General features: G+C 70.9%; 19 protein-coding genes. 16 read left to right on the top strand and 3 right to left on the bottom strand.

All coding sequences use genetic code 11. From position 1 onward, the window contains the following. Positions 1-1,011: MoxR family ATPase (locus QC282_RS01700; RefSeq protein WP_279547324.1), on the bottom strand; the 1,011-nt coding region annotated here is incomplete at its 3' end. Positions 1,012-1,271: 260 nt separating this feature from the next. Continuing rightward, entirely contained in the window at positions 1,272-1,817 is a 546-nt protein-coding gene (locus QC282_RS01695) for a carbonic anhydrase (RefSeq protein WP_279547323.1), read from the bottom strand. 434 nt (positions 1,818-2,251) lie between these two features. Between QC282_RS01695 and rsmH the strand changes: the two genes are divergently transcribed. The 16 genes from rsmH to QC282_RS01615 all read left to right on the top strand — a co-directional run bounded on the left by rsmH (position 2,252) and on the right by QC282_RS01615 (position 20,158). Next, complete coding sequence (gene rsmH / locus QC282_RS01690) at positions 2,252-3,208, top strand: 16S rRNA (cytosine(1402)-N(4))-methyltransferase RsmH (RefSeq protein WP_279547322.1); 957 nt, start codon at positions 2,252-2,254, stop codon at positions 3,206-3,208. Between the two features lie 138 nt (positions 3,209-3,346). Then, positions 3,347-3,955, top strand: coding sequence for a hypothetical protein (locus QC282_RS01685; protein WP_279547340.1), 609 nt, complete (start codon positions 3,347-3,349; stop codon positions 3,953-3,955). Between the two features lie 6 nt (positions 3,956-3,961). Beyond that, entirely contained in the window at positions 3,962-5,923 is a 1,962-nt protein-coding gene (locus tag QC282_RS01680; RefSeq protein WP_279547321.1) for a penicillin-binding protein 2, read from the top strand. Between the two features lie 194 nt (positions 5,924-6,117). Continuing rightward, the gene (locus tag QC282_RS01675) at positions 6,118-7,644 is read left to right on the top strand and encodes a UDP-N-acetylmuramoyl-L-alanyl-D-glutamate--2,6-diaminopimelate ligase (protein ID WP_279547320.1); all 1,527 of its coding nucleotides are present in this window, start codon (positions 6,118-6,120) and stop codon (positions 7,642-7,644) included. A gap of 28 nt (positions 7,645-7,672) precedes the next feature. Next, positions 7,673-9,103 carry a UDP-N-acetylmuramoyl-tripeptide--D-alanyl-D-alanine ligase gene (murF, locus tag QC282_RS01670; protein ID WP_279547319.1) on the top strand — a complete coding sequence of 477 codons (1,431 nt, stop codon included), beginning with the start codon at positions 7,673-7,675 and terminating at the stop codon, positions 9,101-9,103. Further along, a complete protein-coding gene (mraY, locus tag QC282_RS01665; RefSeq protein WP_279547339.1) occupies positions 9,103-10,173 on the top strand; it encodes a phospho-N-acetylmuramoyl-pentapeptide-transferase in 1,071 nt (356 codons plus the stop codon). Before murF ends, mraY begins: the two co-directional genes overlap by 1 nt. Next, positions 10,155-11,582 carry a UDP-N-acetylmuramoyl-L-alanine--D-glutamate ligase gene (gene murD / locus QC282_RS01660; protein WP_279547318.1) on the top strand — a complete coding sequence of 476 codons (1,428 nt, stop codon included), beginning with the start codon at positions 10,155-10,157 and terminating at the stop codon, positions 11,580-11,582. The genes mraY and murD overlap by 19 nt, the downstream gene beginning before the upstream one ends. 74 nt (positions 11,583-11,656) lie before the next feature. Then, positions 11,657-13,018 carry a putative lipid II flippase FtsW gene (ftsW, locus tag QC282_RS01655; RefSeq protein ID WP_279547317.1) on the top strand — a complete coding sequence of 454 codons (1,362 nt, stop codon included), beginning with the start codon at positions 11,657-11,659 and terminating at the stop codon, positions 13,016-13,018. Between the two features lie 6 nt (positions 13,019-13,024). Further along, positions 13,025-14,122, top strand: coding sequence for an undecaprenyldiphospho-muramoylpentapeptide beta-N-acetylglucosaminyltransferase (murG, locus tag QC282_RS01650; protein WP_279547316.1), 1,098 nt, complete (start codon positions 13,025-13,027; stop codon positions 14,120-14,122). 25 nt (positions 14,123-14,147) lie between these two features. Beyond that, positions 14,148-14,942, top strand: coding sequence for a cell division protein FtsQ/DivIB (locus QC282_RS01645; RefSeq protein WP_279547315.1), 795 nt, complete (start codon positions 14,148-14,150; stop codon positions 14,940-14,942). A 297-nt stretch (positions 14,943-15,239) separates the two neighbouring features. Further along, positions 15,240-16,433: a cell division protein FtsZ gene (gene ftsZ, locus QC282_RS01640; RefSeq protein ID WP_279547314.1), complete on the top strand. Its 1,194-nt coding sequence runs from the start codon at positions 15,240-15,242 to the stop codon at positions 16,431-16,433. Further along, on the top strand, positions 16,430-17,158 hold the full coding sequence (gene pgeF / locus QC282_RS01635) for a peptidoglycan editing factor PgeF (protein WP_279547313.1): 729 nt from the start codon (positions 16,430-16,432) through the stop codon (positions 17,156-17,158). Before ftsZ ends, pgeF begins: the two co-directional genes overlap by 4 nt. Positions 17,159-17,164: 6 nt before the next feature. Then, positions 17,165-17,884 carry a YggS family pyridoxal phosphate-dependent enzyme gene (locus tag QC282_RS01630; RefSeq protein WP_279547312.1) on the top strand — a complete coding sequence of 240 codons (720 nt, stop codon included), beginning with the start codon at positions 17,165-17,167 and terminating at the stop codon, positions 17,882-17,884. 126 nt (positions 17,885-18,010) lie between these two features. Beyond that, positions 18,011-18,652: a cell division protein SepF gene (locus QC282_RS01625; protein WP_279547311.1), complete on the top strand. Its 642-nt coding sequence runs from the start codon at positions 18,011-18,013 to the stop codon at positions 18,650-18,652. A gap of 61 nt (positions 18,653-18,713) precedes the next feature. Continuing rightward, complete coding sequence (locus QC282_RS01620) at positions 18,714-18,998, top strand: YggT family protein (protein ID WP_030248691.1); 285 nt, start codon at positions 18,714-18,716, stop codon at positions 18,996-18,998. Between the two features lie 53 nt (positions 18,999-19,051). After that, on the top strand, positions 19,052-20,158 hold the full coding sequence (locus QC282_RS01615) for a DivIVA domain-containing protein (RefSeq protein ID WP_279547310.1): 1,107 nt from the start codon (positions 19,052-19,054) through the stop codon (positions 20,156-20,158). 200 nt (positions 20,159-20,358) lie between these two features. Here the strand turns inward: QC282_RS01615 and ileS are convergent, their stop codons facing one another. After that, entirely contained in the window at positions 20,359-23,505 is a 3,147-nt protein-coding gene (ileS, locus tag QC282_RS01610) for an isoleucine--tRNA ligase (protein ID WP_279547309.1), read from the bottom strand. Positions 23,506-23,796: the final 291 nt, after the last annotated feature.

The raw sequence follows: 23,796 nt of genomic DNA, 5'->3' as shown, positions 1-23,796 counted from the left end.
GTACGCCGGCGCGCCCCGGCCCAGGCCGTAGCCGCCCTGCGGCTGCGGGGCCGCGGGCACCGGCGTGTGCTGGAGGATCTCCTGGACGACCTGCTCCGCCGTGCGCCGGTTGAGCTGGGCCTGGGCGGTGGGCAGCAGACGGTGGGCGAGGACGGCCCCGGCGAGCGCCTGGACGTCGTCCGGCAGCGCGTACTCCCGGCCGCTCAGGGCGGCGGACGCCTTCGCCGCGCGCAGCAGGTGCAGCGTCGCGCGCGGGGAGGCGCCGAGTCTGAGGTCGGGGTGGGTGCGCGTGGCGGCGACCAGGTCCACCGCGTAGCGCCGGACCGGTTCGGCGACGTGGACGCCGCGCACCGCCTCGATCAGCTTCAGGATCTCGTGCGCGTGCGCCACGGGCTGGAGGTCGTCCAGCGGGTTGACCCCGCCGTGGACGTCGAGCATCTGGAGCTCGGCCTCGGCGCTCGGGTAGCCGATGGAGACGCGCGCCATGAAGCGGTCGCGCTGCGCCTCGGGCAGCGGGTAGGTGCCCTCCATCTCGACCGGGTTCTGCGTCGCCACCACCATGAACGGGCTGGGCAGCTCGTACGTGCTGCCGTCGATGGTGACCTGCCGCTCCTCCATGGACTCCAGGAGCGCGGACTGGGTCTTGGGCGAGGCGCGGTTGATCTCGTCGCCGATCACCACCTGCGCGAAGATCGCGCCCGGCTTGAACTCGAAGCCGGCGCGCTGCTGGTCCCAGATGGACACCCCGGTGATGTCCGACGGCAGCAGGTCCGGCGTGAACTGGATGCGCCGCACCGAGCAGTCGATGGACCGCGCCAGTGCCTTGGCCAGCATCGTCTTGCCGACTCCCGGGACGTCCTCGATCAGCAGGTGTCCCTCGGCGAGCAGCACGGTCAGCGAGAGCCGTACGACCTCCGGCTTGCCCTCGATCACGCGTTCCATCGAACCCCGTACGCGCTCCGCGACGTCGGTCAGTTCAGTGAGGCTCGCTCGATCGTCATAGGTCGTCACCCGGCCCTCCTCGGCCCTTCCCCGCGCTCACAGGGGAGCAGGGGGTACCCCAAATTTCCCGGGCCGACGCTCTGTGGTGCGGACCGGCCCACCCCGAACACGGACACCGTGCGTGAAAAGTTCCGCGCGATGCCACACCCGCATTCTTGCTGCCGTTACCGATTCGTGTCACTCGCCTGTGGACAACTGGCCGCGATATGTCGGGTCTTAGGATCTTTCGTGCGGTGCGCGGTGTGCCGTTTTCGGGGTGGGTGGCCTGGTCAGGCGGGGTCGATCTCCTTCAGCAGACCCGTCTTCACGTCGAAGACGAAGCCCCGGATGTCGTCGGTGTGCAGCAGGAACGGCGAGGTGCGCACGCGCTGGATCGACTGGCGCACGTCCTGCTCGACGTCCTTGAAGGACTCCACCGCCCAGGCGGGGCGCTGGCCGACCTCCATCTCGATGTCGTGCCGGAAGTCCTCGGTGAGGGATTCCAGGCCGCAGCCGGTGTGGTGGACGAGGACCACGCTGCGCGTGCCGAGCGCGCGCTGGCTGATGGTGAGCGAGCGGATCACGTCGTCGGTGACGACGCCGCCCGCGTTGCGGATGGTGTGGCAGGAGCCGAGTTCCAGGCCGAGGGCCGCGGGCAGGTCGAGACGGGCGTCCATGCAGGCCACCACGGCGACACCGAGCGCGGGGCGGGCGTCCATGCCGGGGTCGGTGAACGCGGCAGCGTACCGCTCGTTCGCCTCGACGAGACGGTCGGTGACAGTGCCGGCGGCTGCGGCGCCCTCGGAGCCTGCGGGTACCGATGCAGAAGTCGTCATGCGGAGAACGGTACTGGTCAGGAACGATTCAGGCTCGCTGTGAGACAGGACAAAGAACGTCATCGAGCCGTGTTGTGAGCTAATCCACAAGAGTGGCGGCCGTCCCGCCGGACGAGTGATTTCCCGTTGATTTCCCGCGCCGGAGAATCCGCCCGCGACCGGGACCCACGACGCGCAGGCCGGTTGATTGACCGGGCGACACGGTGGACTAAAGTGACGCGAAGCGGGAGGCGAGGCTCTCCCTGCTGGACTGAATTCTCCCGGAGACCCCGGCACGACGTCCGGAGATCTCCCCACGTGCGCGGCGCGTACGTACGGCTCGGCCTCCCCGCTCCCGGTCGGCTGACGCTTCCGGCGCCGGCCGGCCTCCCCTTTGCGAGCGGGGCGGGGACCGGGCGGTGCGGACGGCCTCGTGCCGGATCTGAGAGGGCCCCTTGAGTCAGAGTCGACACGTCCCGGTGATGCTCCAGCGGTGCCTGGACCTGCTGGCGCCCGCCCTGGAGCGGCCGGGAGCGGTCGTCGTCGACTGCACCCTCGGCCTCGGCGGCCACAGCGAGGCCCTGCTGGAGCGGTTCCCCGAGGCGCGCCTCGTCGCCCTCGACCGGGACAAGGAGGCGCTGCGGCTGTCCGCCGAGCGGCTCGCCCCGTACGGGGAACGCGCCACTCTGGTGCACGCCGTGTACGACGAGCTCCCCGAGGTGCTCGACCGGCTCGGCGTCCCGCGCGTGCAGGGCGTCCTGTTCGACCTCGGCGTCTCCTCCATGCAGCTCGACGAGGCCGACCGCGGCTTCGCCTACGCGCAGGACGCGCCGCTCGACATGCGCATGGACCAGACGACCGGCGTCAGCGCCGCCGAGGTCCTCAACACCTACCCGCCGGGCGAGCTCGTCCGCATCCTGCGCGCGTACGGCGAGGAGAAGCAGGCCAAGCGGATCGTGGCCGCCGTCGTGCGCGAACGCGCGAGGGAACCGTTCAGCAACAGCGCGCGGCTGGTCGAGCTGATCCGCGACGCGCTGCCGCAGGCCGCCAAGCGCACCGGCGGCAACCCGGCCAAGCGCACCTTCCAGGCACTGCGCATCGAGGTCAACGGCGAACTGGCGGTGTTGGAGCGGGCCGTTCCGGCCGCCGTGCGCGCTCTCGGCGTCGGCGGGCGGATCGCCGTGCTGTCGTACCACTCGCTGGAGGACCGGCTGGTCAAGCAGGTGTTCGCGGCCGGTGCCGCCAACACGGCGCCGCCCGGACTGCCCGTCGTGCCCGAGCGCTACCAGCCCCGGCTCAAGCTGCTGACCCGCGGTGCCGAACTTCCCACCGAGGAAGAGATCGCGGCGAACCGCCGGGCGGCACCGGCCCGGCTGCGCGGCGCCGAGCGCATCAGGGAGGACGTGGAGTGAGGCGGGTGCCGCACGGTCGGTTCGGAAAACGAACCCGGGGGAGGGCGCGTGAGTAGGAAAACCCAACTCGCTGGAAAACCGCAGTCGAGCGCGAAGCCCGGGGCGAGCGCCAAGGCGCCGCCGGCCGGCAAGTCCCTGCTGGGCAGGAAACCCGAACTCCGGGGGAGGGCGGCCCGTCTCGCGCAGCTCCTGCCGACCGGGCAGGTCGGCCAGGCGGCCCGCACCCCGTTCGTGCTGCTCGTCGTCCTGCTGCTCGGCGGCGGCCTCATCGGACTGCTGGTGCTGAACTCCGCCCTGAGCGAGGGTTCCTTCCGGCTGGACGACCTGGAGCGGCAGACGCAGGACCTCACCGACGAGGAGCAGGCACTCCAGCGGGACGTCGACGCCTACTCCGCCCCCGACGCCCTGCAGCGCCGCGCCCGCGAACTCGGCATGGTCCCCGGCGGCGACCCGGCCTTCCTCGGCCCCGACGGCAAGGTCAAGGGCGTCCCGAGCCCGGCCTTCGGCACGCAGACGGCGAGCCGTACGCCGCTCATCCTCCCGCCCCGGGCGATGCCCGCCGAGGGCCCGGCCGCGACTCCCACGGCGCCCGCGCCACCCGTGAGCACACCACCCGCGGGCGCGCCCGCCCCGGCCGCCACCGACCCCGCCCCGGCCGCCACCGACCCCGCCCCGGCGGCCACCGGCCTCGCCGCGCCGACTCCCTCGCCCGCACAGCCCGCCACGACCTCGACCCCCGGCAGGTGACGGAAAGTGTCCGACAGGGAACCGCCCCGCCGCCGCGTACCCGGACCCGCCGGGCCCGCGCGCCCCGGCGGCGCCCGGCCGCGCGGAAGCGGCGCCCGCCCGGCCGCCCGCCGCCCCGGCCCGCCCCGCCCCGCCTCCCCGCGCGTCATCCGGCTGGGCAGCCCCCGCCCCCGGCTGCGCATGGTCGGCGTCGCGCTCACCCTGGTGCTGATCGCCTTCACCCTGCGCCTGCTCCAGGTACAGGCCGTGGACGCGAGCACGTACAGCGCCAAGGCCCAGCAGAACCGGTACGTCGTGCACACCCTGGCCGCCGAACGCGGCGGCATCACCGACCGCAACGGCGTGGCCCTCGCGGCCAGCGTCGACGCGTACGACATCACGGCCGACCCGACGATGTTCACGCGCAAGCAGCTCAAGATCGGCGACGGACCCGAACAGGCGGCGGCCCTGCTGGCGCCGATCCTCGGCCTCGACCAGGCCGACCTGGCGAAGAAGCTGCGGCCCGCCAAGAAGGACCTGCGCTACGTCCGGCTCGCCCGCAGCCGCACCCCCCAGGTCTGGAACCAGATCAAGGACCTCAAGAGCGCGCTCGCGAAGAAGGCCGAGAAGGACAGGGCCACCGTCAACGTGCTCGCGGGCGTCTTCGCCGACCCCAGCAGCAAGCGCGTGTACCCCAACGGCGACCTCGCCGCCGGGATACTGGGCTGGGTCAACAGCGAGGGCAAGGGCGGCGGCGGCATCGAGTCCCAGCTCGACAAGCAGCTCACCGGCAAGGACGGCAAGGTCCGCTACGCCCAGTCCGGCGGCCGGCAGGTCCCGACCGCGGGCTCCAACGAGACGCCCGCCGTGCCCGGCAGCGACGTCGAGCTCACCATCGACCGCGACATCCAGTGGGCCGCGCAGAACGCGATCGCCGAGCAGGTGAAGAAGTCCCGGGCGGACCGCGGCTACGTGATCGTGCAGGACACGAGGACCGGCGAGATCCTCGCCATGGCCAACGCGCCCGGCTTCGACCCGAACGACCTGTCCGGCGCCAGCCCCGAGGCGCTCGGCAACGCGGCCCTCCAGGACGCCTACGAGCCCGGCTCCACCGCCAAGGTCATGTCGATGGCGGCCGTGCTGGAGGAGAACGCCGCCACGCCCATGACGCACGTCGTCGTGCCCAACCGGCTGCACCGGGGCGACCGGCTGTTCAAGGACGACGTCGACCACCCGACCTGGTACCTGACGCTCAACGGCGTCCTCGCCAAGTCCAGCAACATCGGCACGATCCTGGCCACCGGCCAGCTCGGCAAGACGCAGCGGGAGTCCAACCAGGTCCTGTACTCGTACCTGCGCAAGTTCGGCCTCGGGGGCTACACCGGGCTCGGCTTCCCCGGCGAGACCAGAGGCATCCTCGCCCCGCCCGACGAGTGGTCCACCTCGCAGCAGTACACGATTCCTTTCGGCCAGGGCGTGTCCATCAACGCGATGCAGGCGGCCTCCGTCTACTCGACCATCGCCAACGGCGGCGTACGCGTCGAACCCACCCTGGTGCGCGGCGCGAAGGGCGCCGACGGGCGCTTCACACCCGCCCCGAAACCCAAGAAGACGCGGGTCGTGAGCACGAAGACGGCGAAGACCCTCGCCGAGATGCTGGAGTCGGTGGTGGACGACGAAGAGGGCACCGGCACCAAGGCGCGCATCCCCGGCTACCGCGTGGCGGGCAAGACCGGCACGGCCAACCGTGTGGATCCGGCCACCGGCAAGTACCGCGGCTACACCTCGTCGTTCGCCGGATTCGCGCCCGCCGACAAGCCCCGCGTCACCGTCTACTGCGCCATCCAGAACGCCACGAAGGGCAGCTACTTCGGCGGCCAGATCTGCGGACCCGTCTACAAGCAGGTCATGGAGTTCGCCCTCAAGACCCTCCAGGTCCCACCGACCGGCGCCCCGCCCGCCCGGCTTCCCGTCACCTACCAGCCCTGATCAGCCCGCACCCCTGGCCGGTCGCACCCGGTCAGCACGGAACCACCCAGGAACACCTCGTGACAACGATCACCCCCGACCCCGGGAACCAGAGCGACCCCGGCCCCTCGCTTCGCTCCAGGACGGGTACGCCCGGTACGCTCACCGCCGTGCCACACGCTGATCAGTCCCAAACCACCCAGAAGGGCCACCCCGTGACATATCCGGGACCGCCCCGGCCGGAGCGGGTCACCGCCACACCCCTCGCGGAACTCGCCGGTCAGCTGGGTGCCGAGCAGCCGGAGACGGACCGCGCGGTCGAGATCTCGGGCATCACCCACGACTCGCGCGCCGTCCGGCCAGGCGACCTGTACGCCGCGCTGCCGGGCGCCCGCATGCACGGCGCCGACTTCGTCAGACAGGCCGCGGGCCTCGGCGCGGCGGCCGTGCTCACCGACCCCACGGGCGCCGAACGCGCCGCCGCCACCGGACTGCCGGTGCTGGTCGTGGCCGACCCGCGGGCCCGGATGGGCGAGCTGGCGGCCACCATCTACGGCCGGCCCGGGGGCGACCTGCTCCAGATCGGCATCACCGGCACCTCCGGCAAGACCACCACCGCCTACCTCGTCGAGGGCGGTCTGCGGACGGCGCACTCGACCGGCCTGATCGGCACGGTGGAGATGCGCATCGGCGACGAGCGCATCAAGTCCGAGCGCACCACGCCCGAAGCGACCGACCTGCAGGCCCTGTTCGCCGTCATGCGCGAACGCGGCGTCGAGGCCGTCGCCATGGAGGTCTCCAGCCACGCGCTCGTGCTCGGCCGGGTCGACGGCTGCGTCTTCGACGTCGCCGTCTTCACCAACCTCAGCCCGGAACACATGGAGTTCCACTCCGACATGGAGGACTACTTCCGGGCCAAGGCACAGCTGTTCACGCCGAAACGCAGCAAACTCGGCGTGGTCAACGTCGACGACGAGTACGGCCGCAGGCTCGCCAAGGAGGCCACCGTCCCGGTCGTCACCTTCTCCGCCGAGGGCCACCCGGACGCCGACTGGCGCGCCGACGACGTCCGGGTCGGGCCGCTGGACTCCACGTTCACCGTGATCGGCCCCAAGGGCGAGCGGATCACCGCCACATCGCCGCTCGCCGGCCCGTTCAACGTGGCGAACACCCTCGCCGCGATCGTCGCCCTCGCCGCCGCGGGACTCGACCCGCAGGCCGCCGCCGACGGCGTGGCCGCCGTACCGGGCGTGCCGGGCCGGCTGGAGCGCGTGGACGCCGGGCAGCCCTACCTCGCGGTCGTCGACTACGCGCACAAGACCGACGCCGTCGAATCGGTCCTGCGCGCCCTGCGCAAGGTCACCGAGGGCCGGGTGCACATCGTGCTCGGCTGCGGCGGCGACCGGGACACCACCAAGCGCGAGCCGATGGGCGCCGCCGCGGCCCGGCTCGCCGACACCGCCGTACTGACCTCCGACAACCCCCGCTCCGAGGACCCCCTCGCGATCCTCGCGGCCATGCTCCAGGGCGCGGCGTCCGTGCCGGCGCACGAGCGCGGCGAGGTCCAGGTCTTCGAGGACCGGGCCGCCGCGATCGCCGCCGCCGTCGCCCGCGCGGAGCCCGGCGACACCGTGCTGGTCGCGGGCAAGGGCCACGAGCAGGGCCAGGACATCGCCGGAGTGGTCCGTCCTTTCGACGACCGCCAGGTGCTTCGCGAAGCCATTCAGAAGACCCAGGGATGAAATCCCGCATGATCCAGGGGATGAACTTGTGATCGCCCTCTCTCTCGCCGAGATCGCAGAAGTCGTCGGCGGGCAGACGCACGACATACCGGACCCCTCCGTGCAGGTCACCGGGCCGGTCGTCCGGGACTCCCGCGAGGTGGAGCCCGGCAGCCTCTTCGTCGCCTTCGTGGGCGAGCGCGTGGACGGCCACGACTTCGCGGAAGCGGTCGTGGCCGCGGGAGCGGCCGCCGTGCTGGCGTCCCGCCCCGTCGGCGTGCCCGCGATCGTCGTCGAGGACGTGCAGGCCGCGCTCGGCGCCCTCGCCCGCCACGTCGTGACCCGGCTCGGCGCCACCCTCGTCGCCCTCACCGGCTCCGCGGGCAAGACCAGCACGAAGGACCTCATCGCCCAGGTGCTGCGGCGCAAGGCGCCGACGGTGTTCACGCCGGGCTCCCTCAACAACGAGATCGGACTGCCGCTCACCGCGCTCAGCGCCACCGAGGACACCCGGTTCCTGGTGCTGGAGATGGGCGCCCGGGGCATCGGCCACATCCGCTACCTCGCCGAGCTGACGCCCCCGAAGGTCGGCCTCGTCCTCAACGTCGGCACCGCCCACATCGGCGAGTTCGGCGGCCGCGAGCAGATCGCGCAGGCCAAGGGCGAACTCGTCGAGGCCCTCCCCACGGCCGACGAGGGCGGCGCGGCCATCCTCAACGCGGACGACCCGCTCGTACGGGCCATGGCATCCCGTACGAAGGCGAAGGTGCTCCTTTTCGGAGAGTCCGACGAAGCGGACGTTCGAGCCGAGAACGTGCGACTCACGGACAGTGGACAGCCCGCCTTCAGGCTTCACACACCCTCCGGTGCAAGCGATGTGACCATGCGCCTGTACGGTGAGCACCACGTGTCGAACGCGCTCGCCGCGGCCGCCGTCGCCCACGAGCTGGGCATGTCCGCAGACGAGATCGCCGTCGCGCTCTCCGAGGCGGGCTCCCTCTCCCGCTGGCGGATGGAGGTCACCGAGCGTCCGGACGGCGTGACGGTCGTCAACGACGCCTACAACGCGAACCCCGAGTCCATGCGGGCCGCCCTGCGCGCCCTGGCAGCCATGGGCGAAGCCGCACGGGCGAAAGGGGGGCGCACGTGGGCGGTGCTCGGCAAGATGGCCGAGCTCGGGGACGAGGCGCTCGCCGAGCACGACGCGGTCGGACGGCTCGCCGTCCGGCTCAACGTCAGCAAGCTCGTCGCGGTCGGGGGCAGGGAAGCGTCCTGGCTGCAACTGGGCGCATATAACGAGGGTTCGTGGGGTGAGGAGTCGGTGCACGTGTCCGACGCACAGGCGGCGGTCGACCTGTTGCGCAGCGAGCTGCGCCCGGGAGACGTCGTACTCGTGAAGGCGTCCCGGTCGGTCGGCCTGGAGAGCGTCGCCGAGGCGCTGCTCGCGGCCGGTGCCGAGGGTGAGGTTGCCGCCCGATGATGAAGCAGATCCTGTTCGCAGGAGTCATTGGTCTGTTCCTCACCCTGATCGGCACTCCGCTGCTGATCAAGCTGCTGGCCCGCAAGGGCTACGGCCAGTACATCCGGGACGACGGCCCGCGCGAGCACCACAGCAAGCGCGGTACGCCGACCATGGGCGGTATCGCCTTCATCCTGGCGACGATCGCCGCGTACTTCCTCAGCAAGGTCATCACCGGCTACCAGCCCACCTTCTCCGGCCTGTTGGTGCTGGGCCTGATGGCGGGCATGGGCCTGGTCGGCTTCCTCGACGACTACATCAAGATCGTCAAGCGGCGTTCGCTGGGCCTGCGGGCCAAGGCGAAGATGGCCGGCCAGCTCATCGTCGGCATCGCCTTCGCGGTGCTCTCCCTGCAGTTCGCGGACAACCGCGGCAACACCCCGGCCTCCACCAAGCTGTCGTTCATCACGGACTTCGGCTGGACGATCGGCCCGGTGCTGTTCGTGGTCTGGGCGCTGTTCATGATCCTCGCGATGTCGAACGGCGTGAACCTGACGGACGGTCTGGACGGTCTGGCCACCGGCGCCTCCGTCCTCGTCTTCGGCGCCTACACCTTCATCGGCGTCTGGCAGTTCCAGGAGTCCTGCGCCAACGCGCAGACCCTGACCAACCCGGGCGCCTGCTACGAGGTCCGCGACCCGCTCGACCTCGCCGTCGTCTCCTCGGCGCTCATGGGTGCCTGCCTCGGCTTTTTGTGGTGGAACACCTCGCCGGCCAAGATCTTCATGGGCGACACCGGTTCGCTCGCGCTCGGCGGCGTCCTCGCGGGCCTGGCGATCTGCTCCCGCACCGAGCTGCTGCTCGCCATCCTCGGCGGCCTGTTCGTCCTGATCACCATGTCCGTGGTGATCCAGGTCGGCTCCTTCCGCCTGACCGGCAAGCGCGTCTTCCGGATGGCGCCACTCCAGCACCACTTCGAACTCAAGGGCTGGTCCGAAGTCCTTGTGGTGGTCCGCTTCTGGATCATCCAGGGCATCTGCGTGATCGTCGGACTGGGCCTCTTCTACGCGGGATGGGCAGCGGACAAGTGACCGACTGGCAGGGGAAGAACGTCACCGTCGCCGGGCTCGGCGTCTCCGGCGTCCCGGCGGCCAAGGTGCTGCACGGGCTCGGCGCGCGGGTCACCGTCGTCAACGACGGCGACGACGAACGCGCCCGCGCCCAGGCCGCCGAACTGGAGGCCCTCGGCATCACCGTGCGCCTCGGCGACGGGGCGACCCTGCCCGACGGCACCGAACTGATCGTCACCGCGCCGGGCTGGAAGCCCGACAAGCCGCTGTTCGCCGCCGCCGAGCGGGCCGGCGTCCCCGTCTGGGGCGACGTCGAGCTCGCCTGGCGGCTGCGCGGCCCGGACGCCGCGCCCTGGCTCGCGGTCACCGGCACCAACGGCAAGACCACCACCGTGCAGATGCTCGCCTGCATCCTGGAGGCGGCCGGCCTGCGCACCGCCGCCGTCGGCAACATCGGCGTCTCGCTGCTGGACGCCGTACTCGGCGACGAGCAGTACGACGTCCTGGCCGTGGAGTTGTCCAGCTACCAGCTGCACTGGGCGCCCTCGCTGCGCGCCCACTCCGCCGCCGTGCTGAACCTCGCCCCCGACCACCTCGACTGGCACGGCTCCATGGAGGCCTACGCCAGGGACAAGGGCCGCATCTACGAGGGCAACCGGGTCGCCTGCGTCTACAACGCCGATGCCACCGGCAAACCGTCCACCGAGGACCTGGTCCGCGAGGCCGACGTCGAGGAGGGCTGCCGCGCCGTCGGCTTCACGCTCGGCACCCCGGCCCCGTCCCAACTCGGGGTCGTGGACGGCATCCTGGTCGACCGCGCCTTCGTCGAGAACCGGCAGAAGAACGCCCAGGAACTCGCCGAGGTCTCCGACGTCAACCCGCCCGCCCCGCACAACGTCGCCAACGCCCTCGCGGCGGCGGCCCTCGCGCGCGCCTTCGGCGTCCCCGCGCAGGCCGTGCGGGACGGGCTGCGCGCCTTCCGGCCCGACGCCCACCGCATCGCGCACGTCGCCGACGTGGCCGGGGTGGCGTACGTGGACGACTCCAAGGCCACCAACACCCACGCCGCGGAAGCCTCGTTGGCGGCGTACGAGTCGATCGTGTGGATCGCCGGCGGGCTCGCCAAGGGCGCCACCTTCGACGAGCTCGTCGCCCGGTCCGCCGGCCGGCTGCGCGGCGCCGTCCTGATCGGCCGGGACCGGGCCCTGATCCGCGAAGCCCTCGCGCGACACGCCCCGGAAGTACCGGTGGTCGACGTCGACCGGACCGACACTGGGGCGATGCTCCAGGCCGTCCGGGAGGCACAGCGGCTCGCGAGTCCCGGTGACACGGTGCTGCTGGCCCCGGCCTGCGCCTCGATGGACATGTTCGTGAACTACAACAAGCGCGGTGACGCGTTCGCGGAGGCCGTTCGCGAACTCGGCGCCTGACCCGGCCGCCTGCGCCGGGCGACTTCGGGAGGGACGCGTGGGACGGTCCAGGCCGACGGACAGCGGAGGCTGCGATGCCCGGTAGCCGTACCCGGCGTCCGCCCGTGCAGCGGGCCGTCAAGCGCCCCGTCGTCGGCGGACCGCCGCGCGACAACCCCGTACTCCGGCTCCACCGGCGGGCCCGCCGGGCCTGGGACCGGCCGCTGACCGCGTACTACCTGATCCTCGGCGGCAGTCTGCTGATCACCGTGCTCGGCCTGGTGATGGTCTACTCGGCCTCCCAGATCACCGCGCTGCAGATGTCGCTGCCCGGCTCGTACTTCTTCCGCAAGCAGCTCATCGCGGCCGCCATCGGCGGCGGGCTGATGTTCCTCGCCTCCCGGATGCCGGTGAAGCTGCACCGCGCGCTGGCCTACCCGATCCTCGCCGGTGCCGTCTTCCTGATGGCCCTCGTGCAGGTGCCGGGGATAGGGATGTCGGTCAACGGCAACCAGAACTGGATCTCCCTCGGCGGCTCCTTCCAGATCCAGCCCAGCGAGTTCGGCAAGCTCGCGCTCGTGCTGTGGGGCGCCGACCTGCTCGCCCGCAAGCAGGACCGGAAGCTGCTCACCCAGTGGAAGCACATGCTGGTGCCGCTGGTGCCGGCCGCCTTCATGCTGCTCGGGCTGATCATGCTCGGCGGCGACATGGGCACGGCGATCATCCTGACGGCGATCCTGTTCGGCCTGCTGTGGCTGGCGGGCGCGCCGACCAGGCTGTTCGCCGGTGTCCTGGCGGTCGCGGCGCTGCTCGGCGCGATCCTGATCAAGACCAGCGAGAACCGGATGGCGCGGCTCGCCTGCCTCGGCGCCACCGACCCCGGCCCCGGCGACGTCTGCTGGCAGGCCGTGCACGGCATCTACGCCCTCGCCTCCGGCGGACTGTTCGGATCCGGGCTCGGCGCGAGTGTGGAAAAATGGGGCCAACTCCCCGAAGCGCACACCGACTTCATCTTCGCCATCACCGGTGAGGAACTGGGCCTGGCAGGGACGCTGTCGGTGCTCGCCCTCTTCGCGGCTCTAGGCTATGCGGGTATCCGCGTGGCCGGACGCACGGAGGACCCCTTCGTGAGGTACGCCGCGGGAGGCGTGACCACCTGGATCACGGCCCAGGCCGTGATCAACATCGGTGCGGTGCTCGGTCTGCTGCCGATCGCCGGCGTCCCGCTCCCGCTGTTCTCCTACGGGGGTTCCGCCCTGCTGCCGACCATGTTCGCCATCGGGCTGCTCATCGCGTTCGCGCGCGACGAGCCCGCTGCGCGGGCGGCGCTTGCGATGCGGCAACCCCGCTTTGGTAGAAAGCGGGGGGCTGGGGGCCCGGCGGCCGGTCGGAGTCCCCGGAGTTGGAACACGATGCGACGGCGTGCCTCGGCGGCACGCTCGTCCGGAGAGCGGTGAATTTCGGTGCATGTCGTACTCGCCGGCGGAGGAACCGCGGGCCACATCGAGCCCGCGCTCGCCCTCGCGGACGCCCTGCGCAGGCAGGACCCGACCGTGGGGATCACAGCCCTGGGCACGGAGCGCGGTCTGGAGACCCGGCTCGTGCCCGAGCGGGGCTACGAGCTGGCGCTGATCCCGGCCGTACCACTGCCGCGCAAGCCCACCCCCGAGCTGATCACCGTCCCGGGCCGGCTGCGCGGCACGATCAAGGCGACCGAGCAGATCCTGGAGCGCACCAAGGCCGACTGCGTCGTCGGCTTCGGCGGCTACGTCGCCCTGCCCGGCTATCTCGCGGCCAAGCGGCTCGGCGTGCCGATCGTCATCCACGAGGCCAACGCCCGCCCCGGCCTCGCCAACAAGATCGGCTCGCGCTACGCCTCGCAGGTCGCCGTCGCCACCCCGGACAGCAAGCTCCGGAACTCGCGCTACATCGGCATCCCGCTGCGCCACTCCATCGCCACCCTCGACCGGGCCGCCGCCCGCCCCGAGGCCCGCGCGATGTTCGGCCTCGACCCGAACCTGCCGACGCTGCTGGTCTCCGGCGGCTCCCAGGGCGCCCGCCGCCTCAACGAGGTCGTCCAGCAGGTCGCGCCCTACCTCCAGCAGGCCGGCATCCAGATCCTGCACGCGGTCGGCCCGAAGAACGAACTGCCGCAGGTGCACCAGATGCCGGGGATGCCGCCGTACATCCCGGTAAGTTACCTGGACCGGATGGACCTCGCGTACGCCGCGGCCGACATGATGCTCTGCCGCGCGGGCGCGATGACCGTCGCCGAACTCTCCGCCGTCGGGCTCCCGGCCGCCTACGTCCCGCTGCCCATCGGCAACGGCGAACAGCGGCTGAACGCCCAGCCGGTGGTGAAGGCCGGCGGCGGCCTGCTGGTCGACGACGCGGAACTCACCCCGCAGTGGGTGCAGCAGAACGTGCTGCCCGTGCTCGCCGACCCGCACCGGCTGTACGAGATGTCCCGCGCCGCCGCCGAGTTCGGCCGCCGGGACGCCGACGACCTGCTCGTCGGCATGGTGTACGAGGCGATCGCCGCGCATCGTGCACAGCGCTAGACACGTGTGACGGAAGGCAGGAAGCGTGGCCGGAACGACGACCGCCGAGCGCGGTGAACGCCAGCAGGAGTCGTCCGGCCCGCCCGTCGTACGGCGCCTCGGACCGCGCCGCCTCCGTACGATCGCCGCCGCGGCCCTCGCCCTGGTCCTCCTGACCGCGGGGGCCGTGTGGCTGCTCTACGGCTCGGACCGGCTGCGCGTCGAGCGCGTGACGGTGTCCGGCACGCGCGTGCTGACGGACGCTCGGGTGCGCGAGGCGGCGGACGTGCCCCTCGGGGCGCCGCTGGTGTCCGTCGACACCGACGCGATCGCGGCGCGACTGCGGGAAAAGCTGCTCCGGATCGACACGGTCGACGTGGAGCGTTCCTGGCCGGACGGAATCGGACTGAAAGTGACCGAGCGAAAGCCGGTACTCCTTGTCCAAAAGGCCGGAAAGTTCGTGGAAGTGGACGACGAAGGTGTCCGTTTCGCCACGGTTTCCCAGGCCCCGAAAGGCGTTCCGCTCCTGGAATTGCGCCCCGCCCGGTCCGGTTCGGCCGCCGCGAGCCTGCGCCGCTTCGGCGAGGCCAGACTGGTGCGCGAGGCGGTGCGGGTCGCCGGTGACCTCCCGGCCGCGGTCGCCCGCGACACACGGAACGTCAAGGTCCGTTCCTACGACGACATCTCGCTCGAGCTGGCCGGCGGACGCACCGTCGCATGGGGCAGCGGCGAGCGGGGCGGGGCGAAGTCTCGCACGCTCACGGCCCTCATGAAAGCGACGCCGGACGCCGGGCACTTCGATGTCAGCGCTCCCAGCGCCCCTGCGTCATCGGGGAGTTGACGCACATCCGCGCAGGCCAGCACCCTGGTTGGGCGTCGCTGCGCCTGATCACATAGGGTGAAAAGAAAAACGGGAGGTTCGGCGTGTTCGTTGAACGGGCGCCACTTGTCGACTTAGTGTCCTGTTCAGAAGGGTCAGACGAAGACCAGCAACAGACACACTGGTAACCCTAAACTTCAGCGTTAGGGTTCGGGTCGGCGATACGGACCGTCCCATTCGGCATCAGTCGTCGGATCGCGGAGCGCGGCGCGTTACGGTGATTCGACGACACGTAACTCGAGGCGAGAGGCCTTCGACGTGGCAGCACCGCAGAACTACCTCGCAGTCATCAAAGTCATCGGTGTCGGCGGCGGTGGTGTCAATGCCATCAACCGGATGATCGAGGTCGGTCTCAAGGGCGTCGAGTTCATCGCCATCAACACCGACGCGCAAGCCCTGTTGATGAGCGACGCCGACGTCAAGCTCGACGTCGGCCGTGAACTCACCCGCGGACTCGGCGCCGGAGCCAACCCGGCCGTCGGCCGCAAGGCCGCCGAGGACCACCGCGAGGAGATCGAGGAGGTCCTCAAGGGGGCCGACATGGTCTTCGTGACAGCCGGTGAAGGCGGCGGCACCGGCACCGGCGGCGCACCCGTCGTGGCCAACATCGCACGCTCGCTCGGCGCCCTCACCATCGGCGTGGTCACGCGCCCGTTCACCTTCGAGGGACGGCGCCGCGCGAACCAGGCCGAGGACGGCATCGCCGAGCTCCGCGAAGAGGTCGACACCCTCATCGTCATCCCGAACGACCGGCTGCTGTCCATCTCGGACCGTCAGGTCTCGGTGCTCGACGCGTTCAAGTCGGCCGACCAGGTCCTGCTCTCCGGTGTGCAGGGCATCACCGACCTCATCACCACGCCCGGCCTGATCAACCTCGACTTCGCCGACGTCAAGTCGGTCATGTCCGAGGCCGGTTCGGCCCTCATGGGCATCGGCTCGGCCCGCGGCGACGACCGCGCGGTGGCCGCGGCCGAGATGGCGATCTCCTCCCCGCTGCTTGAGGCGTCCATCGACGGCGCCCGGGGCGTGCTGCTGTCGATCTCCGGCGGCTCCGACCTCGGCCTGTTCGAGATCAACGAGGCCGCCCAGCTGGTGAGCGAGGCCGCCCACCCCGAGGCCAACATCATCTTCGGCGCGGTCATCGACGACGCCCTCGGCGACGAGGTCCGGGTCACCGTGATCGCGGCCGGCTTCGACGGCGGCCAGCCGCCCAACAAGCGCGACAACGTCCTCGGCTCGTCCTCGGCCAAGCGCGAGGAGCCCGCTCCGGCACGGCAGCAGGAGAGCCGCCCGTCCTTCGGCTCGCTCGGCAGCGTCACGCCGAAGGAGGACCCGGAGCCCAAGCCCGAGCCGGTGAACGAGCTCCCGGTCGCCCCGCCGGTCCCGCCGGCCCCGCGTACCTACTCCGACAGTGCGGCCGAGGAGCTGGACGTGCCGGACTTCCTCAAGTGATAGGACAGCGCGACACCGCGAACGGCGCGCACTTCGCCTTCACCGACAGGTGGGGCGGGGTGAGCGCCGTTCCGTACGAGGAGCTCAATCTCGGCGGCGCGGTCGGCGACGACCCCGACGCCGTACGTACCAACCGCGAGCTCGCGGCCAAGTCCCTCGGGATCGACCCGGCCCGCGTGGTCTGGATGAACCAGGTGCACGGCAACGACGTCGCCGTGGTCGAGGAGCCGTGGGGCGCGCGCCCCGTGCCCGAGGTCGACGCGATCGTCACCGCCCGCCGCGGCCTAGCCCTCGCCGTCCTCACCGCGGACTGCGTGCCCGTTCTGCTCGCCGACCCCGTCGCCGGTGTCGTCGCCGCGGCCCACGCGGGCCGGCCCGGCCTGGTCGCCGGGGTCGTCCCGGCCGCCGTACGGGCGATGACCGAACTCGGCGCCGAGGCCTCCCGGATCGTCGCCCGCACCGGGCCCGCCGTCTGCGGCCGGTGCTACGAGGTGCCGGACGACATGCGCGCCGAGGTCGCCGCCCGCGAACCTGCGGCGCACGCCGTGACCTCGTGGGGCACACCGGCGGTCGACGTGAGCGCCGGGGTGCACGCGCAGCTCGACCGGCTCGGGGTGCGCGACCGGGAGCAGTCGCCGGTGTGCACGCTCGAATCGGGCGACCACTTCTCGTACCGCCGCGACCGCACCACCGGGCGGCTCGCCGGCTATGTCTGGCTGGACTGATGGGGCATGACGGACCGTAGGGACGCACTCGCCGGAAACCTGGCGAAAGTGGAAGAACGCATCACCGCCGCTTGTGTGGCCGCCGGTCGCAAGCGGGAGGAAGTGACCCTGATCGTGGTCACCAAGACCTACCCGGCGAGCGATGTGCGGATCCTGTCGGAACTCGGTGTGCGTCACGTCGCCGAGAACCGGGACCAGGACGCGGCGCCCAAGGCCGCCGCGTGTTCGGATCTGCCTCTCGCATGGCACTTTGTCGGTCAGTTGCAGACCAACAAGGTGCGATCCGTGGTCGGTTATGCCGACGTCGTGCAGTCGGTCGATCGTTCCAGGCTTGTCACAACTCTGTCCAAGGAGGCGGTGCGGGCCGGGCGCGAGGTGGGCTGTCTCATTCAGGTCGCTCTCGACGCCGGGGAGAGCGCGCGGGGAGAGCGCGGTGGCGTGGCTCCGGGAGGGGTCGAGGAGTTGGCCGACCTGGTCGCCGGTTCGCCGGGGCTGCGGCTCGACGGCCTGATGACCGTCGCTCCGCTGACCGGCGAGTACGCCGGGCGGCAACAGGCGGCGTTCGAGCGGTTGATGGATTTGTCGACCCACCTGCGCCGAGCCCATCCGACTGCGAACATGGTCTCGGCAGGAATGAGTGCGGATCTCGAGCAGGCCGTGGCGGCGGGAGCGACACATGTACGCGTCGGCACTGCGGTACTCGGAGTCCGCCCCAGGCTCGGGTAACGTCGCCAAGAAGTCGGACCACAGCAGAAAATATGGTCATTACCGCCGAAAGGCGGTCAAAACGACCTCGTGGATCGCGGGCACTTGGCAGTCAGCCGATCCACCACAGAGCGGAGGACTCAGAGCATGGCCGGCGCGATGCGCAAGATGGCGGTCTACCTCGGCCTCGTGGAGGACGATGGGTACGACGGCCGGGGATTCGATCCCGACGACGACTTCGAACCCGAACTGGACCCCGAGCCCGAGCGGGACCACCGGCGGCACGAGCCGTCGCACCAGTCGCACGGTGCACATCAATCCCAAAGGGATGAATCGGTGCGAGTGGTGCATCCTCCGGCGCCGCGCGAACCGGTGGCGCAGTCCGCTTCGCTACCCGCGGAATCCAGCCGCCCGGCGCGCATCGCGCCCGTGGCGTCCATCACACAAGAACGTCAGTCCCTGGAGAAGAACGCACCGGTGATCATGCCCAAGGTCGTGTCCGAACGAGAGCCTTACCGGATCACCACACTGCACCCCCGGACCTACAACGAGGCCCGTACCATCGGGGAACACTTCCGTGAGGGCACGCCGGTGATCATGAATCTGACTGAGATGGATGACACAGACGCGAAGCGACTTGTCGACTTTGCGGCCGGTTTGGTGTTTGGTCTTCACGGCAGCATCGAGCGGGTGACGCAGAAGGTGTTCCTGTTGTCGCCTGCTAACGTCGATGTCACGGCGGAGGACAAGGCCCGCATCGCAGAGGGCGGGTTCTTCAACCAGAGCTGAGACGCACGACCGGTAGAAGTACTTTGGAAGTACGCAGGCAGGGGAGAGGGAAGCACGAGTCATGAGCGTGGTCTTGGATGTCGTCTACATCGCGCTGATGTGCTTTCTCATCGTGCTGATCTTCCGGTTGGTCATGGACTACGTCTTCCAGTTCGCCCGCTCGTGGCAACCCGGCAAGGCGATGGTGGTCGTTCTGGAGGCCACCTACACTGTCACTGATCCACCGCTCAAGCTTCTGCGGCGGGTCATCCCGCCGTTGCGTCTCGGGGGCGTGGCGCTCGACCTGTCCTTCTTCGTACTGATGATCATCGTCTACATCCTGATCTCGATCGTGAGCCGGCTGTGAGCGATGTGACCTACCGTCTTGCCGAATGCCGACGACTACGTTGAGGTGAAGAGATGCCGTTGACCCCCGAGGACGTGCGGAACAAGCAGTTCACGACCGTCCGCCTCCGAGAAGGCTATGACGAGGACGAGGTCGATGCCTTCCTCGACGAGGTCGAAGCCGAACTGACGCGACTCCTCCGCGAGAACGAGGACCTGCGCGCCAAGCTCGCCGCCGCCACGCGTGCTGCTGCCCAGAACCAGCAGAACATGCGGAAGCCGCCCGAGCAGCAGGACCAGCAGCAGCAGGGCATGCGAGGTCCCGGCGCTCCGGTGCCCGCCGGCATATCGGGCCCGCCGCAGCAGCAGATGGGTGGCCCCATGGGTGGCCCGCCCCAGCTGCCGAGCGGTGCCCCGCAGCTGCCCGCCGGTCCCGGCGGTCAGGGTGGTCCGCAGGGTCCCGGCCCCATGGGTCAGGGTCCGATGGGCCAGGGCCCGATGCAGGGCCAGATGGGCCCCGGTGGCCCGATGGGCGGCCCCATGGGCGGCCCCGGCATGCCCGGTCAGGGCGGCCCCGGTGGCGACAGCGCCGCGCGCGTCCTGTCGCTGGCCCAGCAGACCGCCGACCAGGCGATCGCCGAGGCCCGTTCCGAGGCCAACAAGATCGTCGGCGAGGCGCGTTCGCGTGCCGAGGGTCTTGAGCGTGACGCCCGTGCCAAGGCCGACGCCCTGGAGCGGGACGCGCAGGAGAAGCACCGTGTCGCGATGGGCTCCCTGGAGTCCGCCCGCGCCACGCTGGAGCGCAAGGTCGAGGACCTGCGCGGCTTCGAGCGCGAGTACCGCACGCGGCTGAAGTCCTACCTGGAGTCGCAGCTGCGTCAGCTGGAGACCCAGGCCGACGACTCGCTGGCCCCGCCGCGCACGCCCGCGACCGCGTCCCTCCCGCCGTCCCCGGCGCCTTCCATGGCCCCGGCCGGCGCGAGCGCCCCGTCGTACGGCGGCGGCAACCAGACGATGGGCGGCAACCCCGGCCCGTCCGGCGGTCCGTCCTACGGCGGTCAGCAGCAGATGTCTCCCGCCATGACCCAGCCGATGGCACCGGTCCGGCCGCAGGGCCCGGGTCCGATGGGTCAGGCTCCCTCCCCGATGCGTGGCTTCCTCATCGACGAGGACGACAACTGACGGGTTGTAGTACGCCGTAGGCGTCGGCAGCGTTCAGGGCGGGGCCCCGGATCTCTCGGTCCGGGGCCCCGCCTTGTGCTGTGCGTGTTCGCGGTTCTTGGGGCGGCTGTTCGAAGGCCGGGGCAGTTGTCCGGCGTACGCAACGCCGAAGGCCCGGGCCCGCCAAGATTCTTGGCGGGCCCGGGCCTTCGTGCTGCCGGTTACACCTTGCGCAGGCGGAACGTCAGGGACAGGCCCTCGTCGGCGAACGGCTCGCCGAACGTGTCGTCCGCCTCGCCCTGGGCGTAGTCCGTGGCGAGGACCTCGTCGGAGATCAGCGACGCGTGCTCGGTCAGGGCGGCGGTGGTGGCCGGGTCCGTCGACGTCCAACGCAGCGCGATGCGGTCGGCGACGTCGAGGCCGCTGTTCTTGCGGGCCTCCTGGATCAGGCGGATCGCGTCACGGGCGAGGCCCGCGCGGCGCAGCTCCTCCGTGATCTCCAGGTCGAGCGCGACCGTGGCGCCCGCGTCGGAGGCCACCGACCAGCCCTCGCGCGGGGTTTCGGTGATGATCACCTCGTCCGGGGCGAGGGTGACGGTCTCGCCGTCGACCTCCACCGACGCCGTGCCCTCGCGCAGGGCGAGGGACAGCGCGGCCGCGTCGGCGTTCGCGATGGCCTTGGCGACGTCCTGGACGCGCTTGCCGAACCGCTTGCCGAGCGCGCGGAAGTTGGCCTTCGCCGTCGTGTCGACCAGGGAGCCGCCCACCTCGGAGAGGGACGCCAGGGACTCGACGTTCAGCTCCTCCGTGATCTGCGTGTGCAGTTCGCGGTCGAGGGTGTCGAAGCCGGTCGCCGCGATCAGCGCCCGCTTCAGCGGCTGGCGGGTCTTGACGCCCGACTCCGCGCGCGTGGCCCGGCCGAGCTCGACGAGCCGGCGCACCAGCATCATCTGCTTCGACAGCTCCGGGTCGATGGCGGTGAGGTCCGCCTCCGGCCAGGACGACAGGTGCACCGACTCCGGGGCGTCCGGGCTGACCGGTACGACCAGGTCCTGCCACACCCGCTCGGTGATGAACGGGGTGATCGGCGCCATCAGCTTCGTGACCGTCTCCAGCACCTCGTGCAGGGTGCGCAGCGCGGCCTTGTCGCCCTGCCAGAAGCGACGCCGGGAGCGGCGCACGTACCAGTTGGAGAGGTCGTCGACGAACGCGGACAGCAGCTTGCCGGCGCGCTGGGTGTCGTACGCCTCCAGCGACTGCGTCACCTGGTCGGTGAGCGCGTGCAGTTCGGACAGCAGCCAGCGGTCCAGCAGCGGGCGGTCGGCCGGGGCCGGGTCGGCCTCGGACGGGGCCCAGCCGGAGGTGCGGGCGTACAGGGCCTGGAAGGCGACCGTGTTCCAGTACGTGAGGAGCGTCTTGCGGACGACCTCCTGGATGGTGCCGTGGCCGACGCGGCGGGCCGCCCACGGGGAGCCGCCGGCCGCCATGAACCAGCGGACCGCGTCGGCGCCGTGCTGGTCCATCAGCGGGATCGGCTGCAGGATGTTGCCGAGGTGCTTGGACATCTTGCGGCCGTCCTCGGCGAGGATGTGGCCCAGGCACACGACGTTCTCGTAGGACGACTTGTCGAACACGAGCGTGCCGACCGCCATCAGCGTGTAGAACCAGCCGCGGGTCTGGTCGATGGCCTCGGAGATGAACTGCGCCGGGTAGCGGGACTCGAACAGTTCCTTGTTCTTGTACGGGTAGCCCCACTGCGCGAACGGCATCGACCCCGAGTCGTACCAGGCGTCGATGACCTCCGGCACGCGCGTGGCCGTCTTCGCGCAGCCGTCGTGCGGGCAGGCGAAGGTGACCTCGTCGATGAACGGGCGGTGCGGGTCCAGGCCCGACTGGTCGGTGCCGGTCAGCTCGCCGAGTTCGGTGAGCGAGCCGACGCAGGTGAGGTGGTCGTCCTCGCAGCGCCAGATGGGCAGCGGGGTGCCCCAGTAGCGGTTGCGGGACAGCGCCCAGTCGATGTTGTTGTTCAGCCAGTCGCCGAACCGGCCGTGCTTGACCGTGTCCGGGAACCAGTTGGTGTTCTCGTTCTCCTCAAGGAGGCGGTCCTTGACGGCCGTGGTGCGGATGTACCAGGAGGGCTGCGCGTAGTAGAGCAGCGCGGTGTGGCAGCGCCAGCAGTGCGGGTAGCTGTGCTCGTACGGGATGTGCTTGAACAGCAGGCCGCGGCTTTCGAGGTCAGCGGTGAGCTTCTCGTCCGCCTTCTTGAAGAAGATGCCGCCGACGAGCGGGACGTCCTCCTCGAAGGTGCCGTCCGGACGGACCGGGTTCACGACCGGCAGGCCGTAGGCGCGGCAGACCTTGAGGTCGTCCTCACCGAAGGCGGGGGACTGGTGGACCAGGCCCGTACCGTCCTCGGTCGTGACGTACTCCGCGTTGACCACGTAGTGGGCGGGCTCGGTGAACTCGACCAGCTCGAAGGGGCGCCGGTACGTCCAGCGCTCCATCTCGGCACCCGTGAAGCTCTGCCCGGTGGTCTCCCAGCCCTCGCCGAGCGCCTTGCCGACCAGCGGCTCGGCGACGACCAGCTTCTCCTCGCCGTCGGTGGCGACGACGTAGGTGACCTCGGGGTGCGCGGCGACCGCCGTGTTGGACACCAGCGTCCAGGGCGTGGTCGTCCACACCAGGAGCGCGGCCTCGCCGGCGAGCGGGCCGGAGGTGAGCGGGAAGCGGACGTAGACGGACGGGTCGACGACCGTCTCGTAGCCCTGGGCCAGCTCGTGGTCCGACAGGCCCGTGCCGCAGCGGGGACACCAGGGGGCGACGCGGTGGTCCTGGACCAGCAGGCCCTTCTTGAAGATCTCCTTCAGCGACCACCAGACCGACTCGATGTACTCGGGCTCCATGGTCACGTACGCGTCGTCGAGGTCGACCCAGTAGCCCATGCGGGTCGTCAGCTCGGCGAAGGCGTCGGTGTGGCGGAGCACGGACTCGCGGCACTTGGCGTTGAAGTCGGCGATGCCGTACGCCTCGATGTCCTTCTTGCCGGAGAAGCCCAGCTCCTTCTCGACGGCGAGCTCCACCGGGAGGCCGTGGCAGTCCCAGCCGGCCTTGCGGGCCACGTGGTAGCCGCGCATGGTGCGGAAGCGGGGGAAGACGTCCTTGAAGACGCGGGCCTCGATGTGGTGGGCACCCGGCATGCCGTTGGCGGTGGGCGGGCCCTCGTAGAACACCCACTCGGGGCGGCCCTCGGACTGGTCCAGGCTCTTGGCGAAGATCTTCTGCTCGCGCCAGAAGTCGAGCACCGCGTGCTCGAGCGCGGGCAGGTCGACCTGGGCGGGTACCTGGCGGTACTGCGGCTGCGTATTCAAGGAGCTTCCTCCGGCGGACGTGCTGCCTTCCGTCGGAGGGACGAGAGCCTTGTCTTTCCTGTACGCCGTGTGCGGCGCGCTCCCGCGGTACCACCCTCCTTGGCTCCCCGCGCGTGGTGTGCGGCGGTGAGCCCCCTCATTGGGGTCGCGAAGCCGGTTCTACTCGCCACGCTGGGCTTTCTTCCGGCGGCTCCGGGGTGATCTTCACGTCGCGCTCGCCCCCGGGCTCACACCGTCCCCGGGTCGCTCTGGGCTGCGTACGCCGCTACTCGTCCCCATCCACGCTTTTCG

It is taken from the genome of Streptomyces sp. DH24 (assembly GCF_029813775.1).
Classification (GTDB): domain Bacteria; phylum Actinomycetota; class Actinomycetes; order Streptomycetales; family Streptomycetaceae; genus Streptomyces.
Note: the sequence above shows the minus strand (reverse complement) of the source record. Positions and strands in the feature narration are given on the sequence as shown.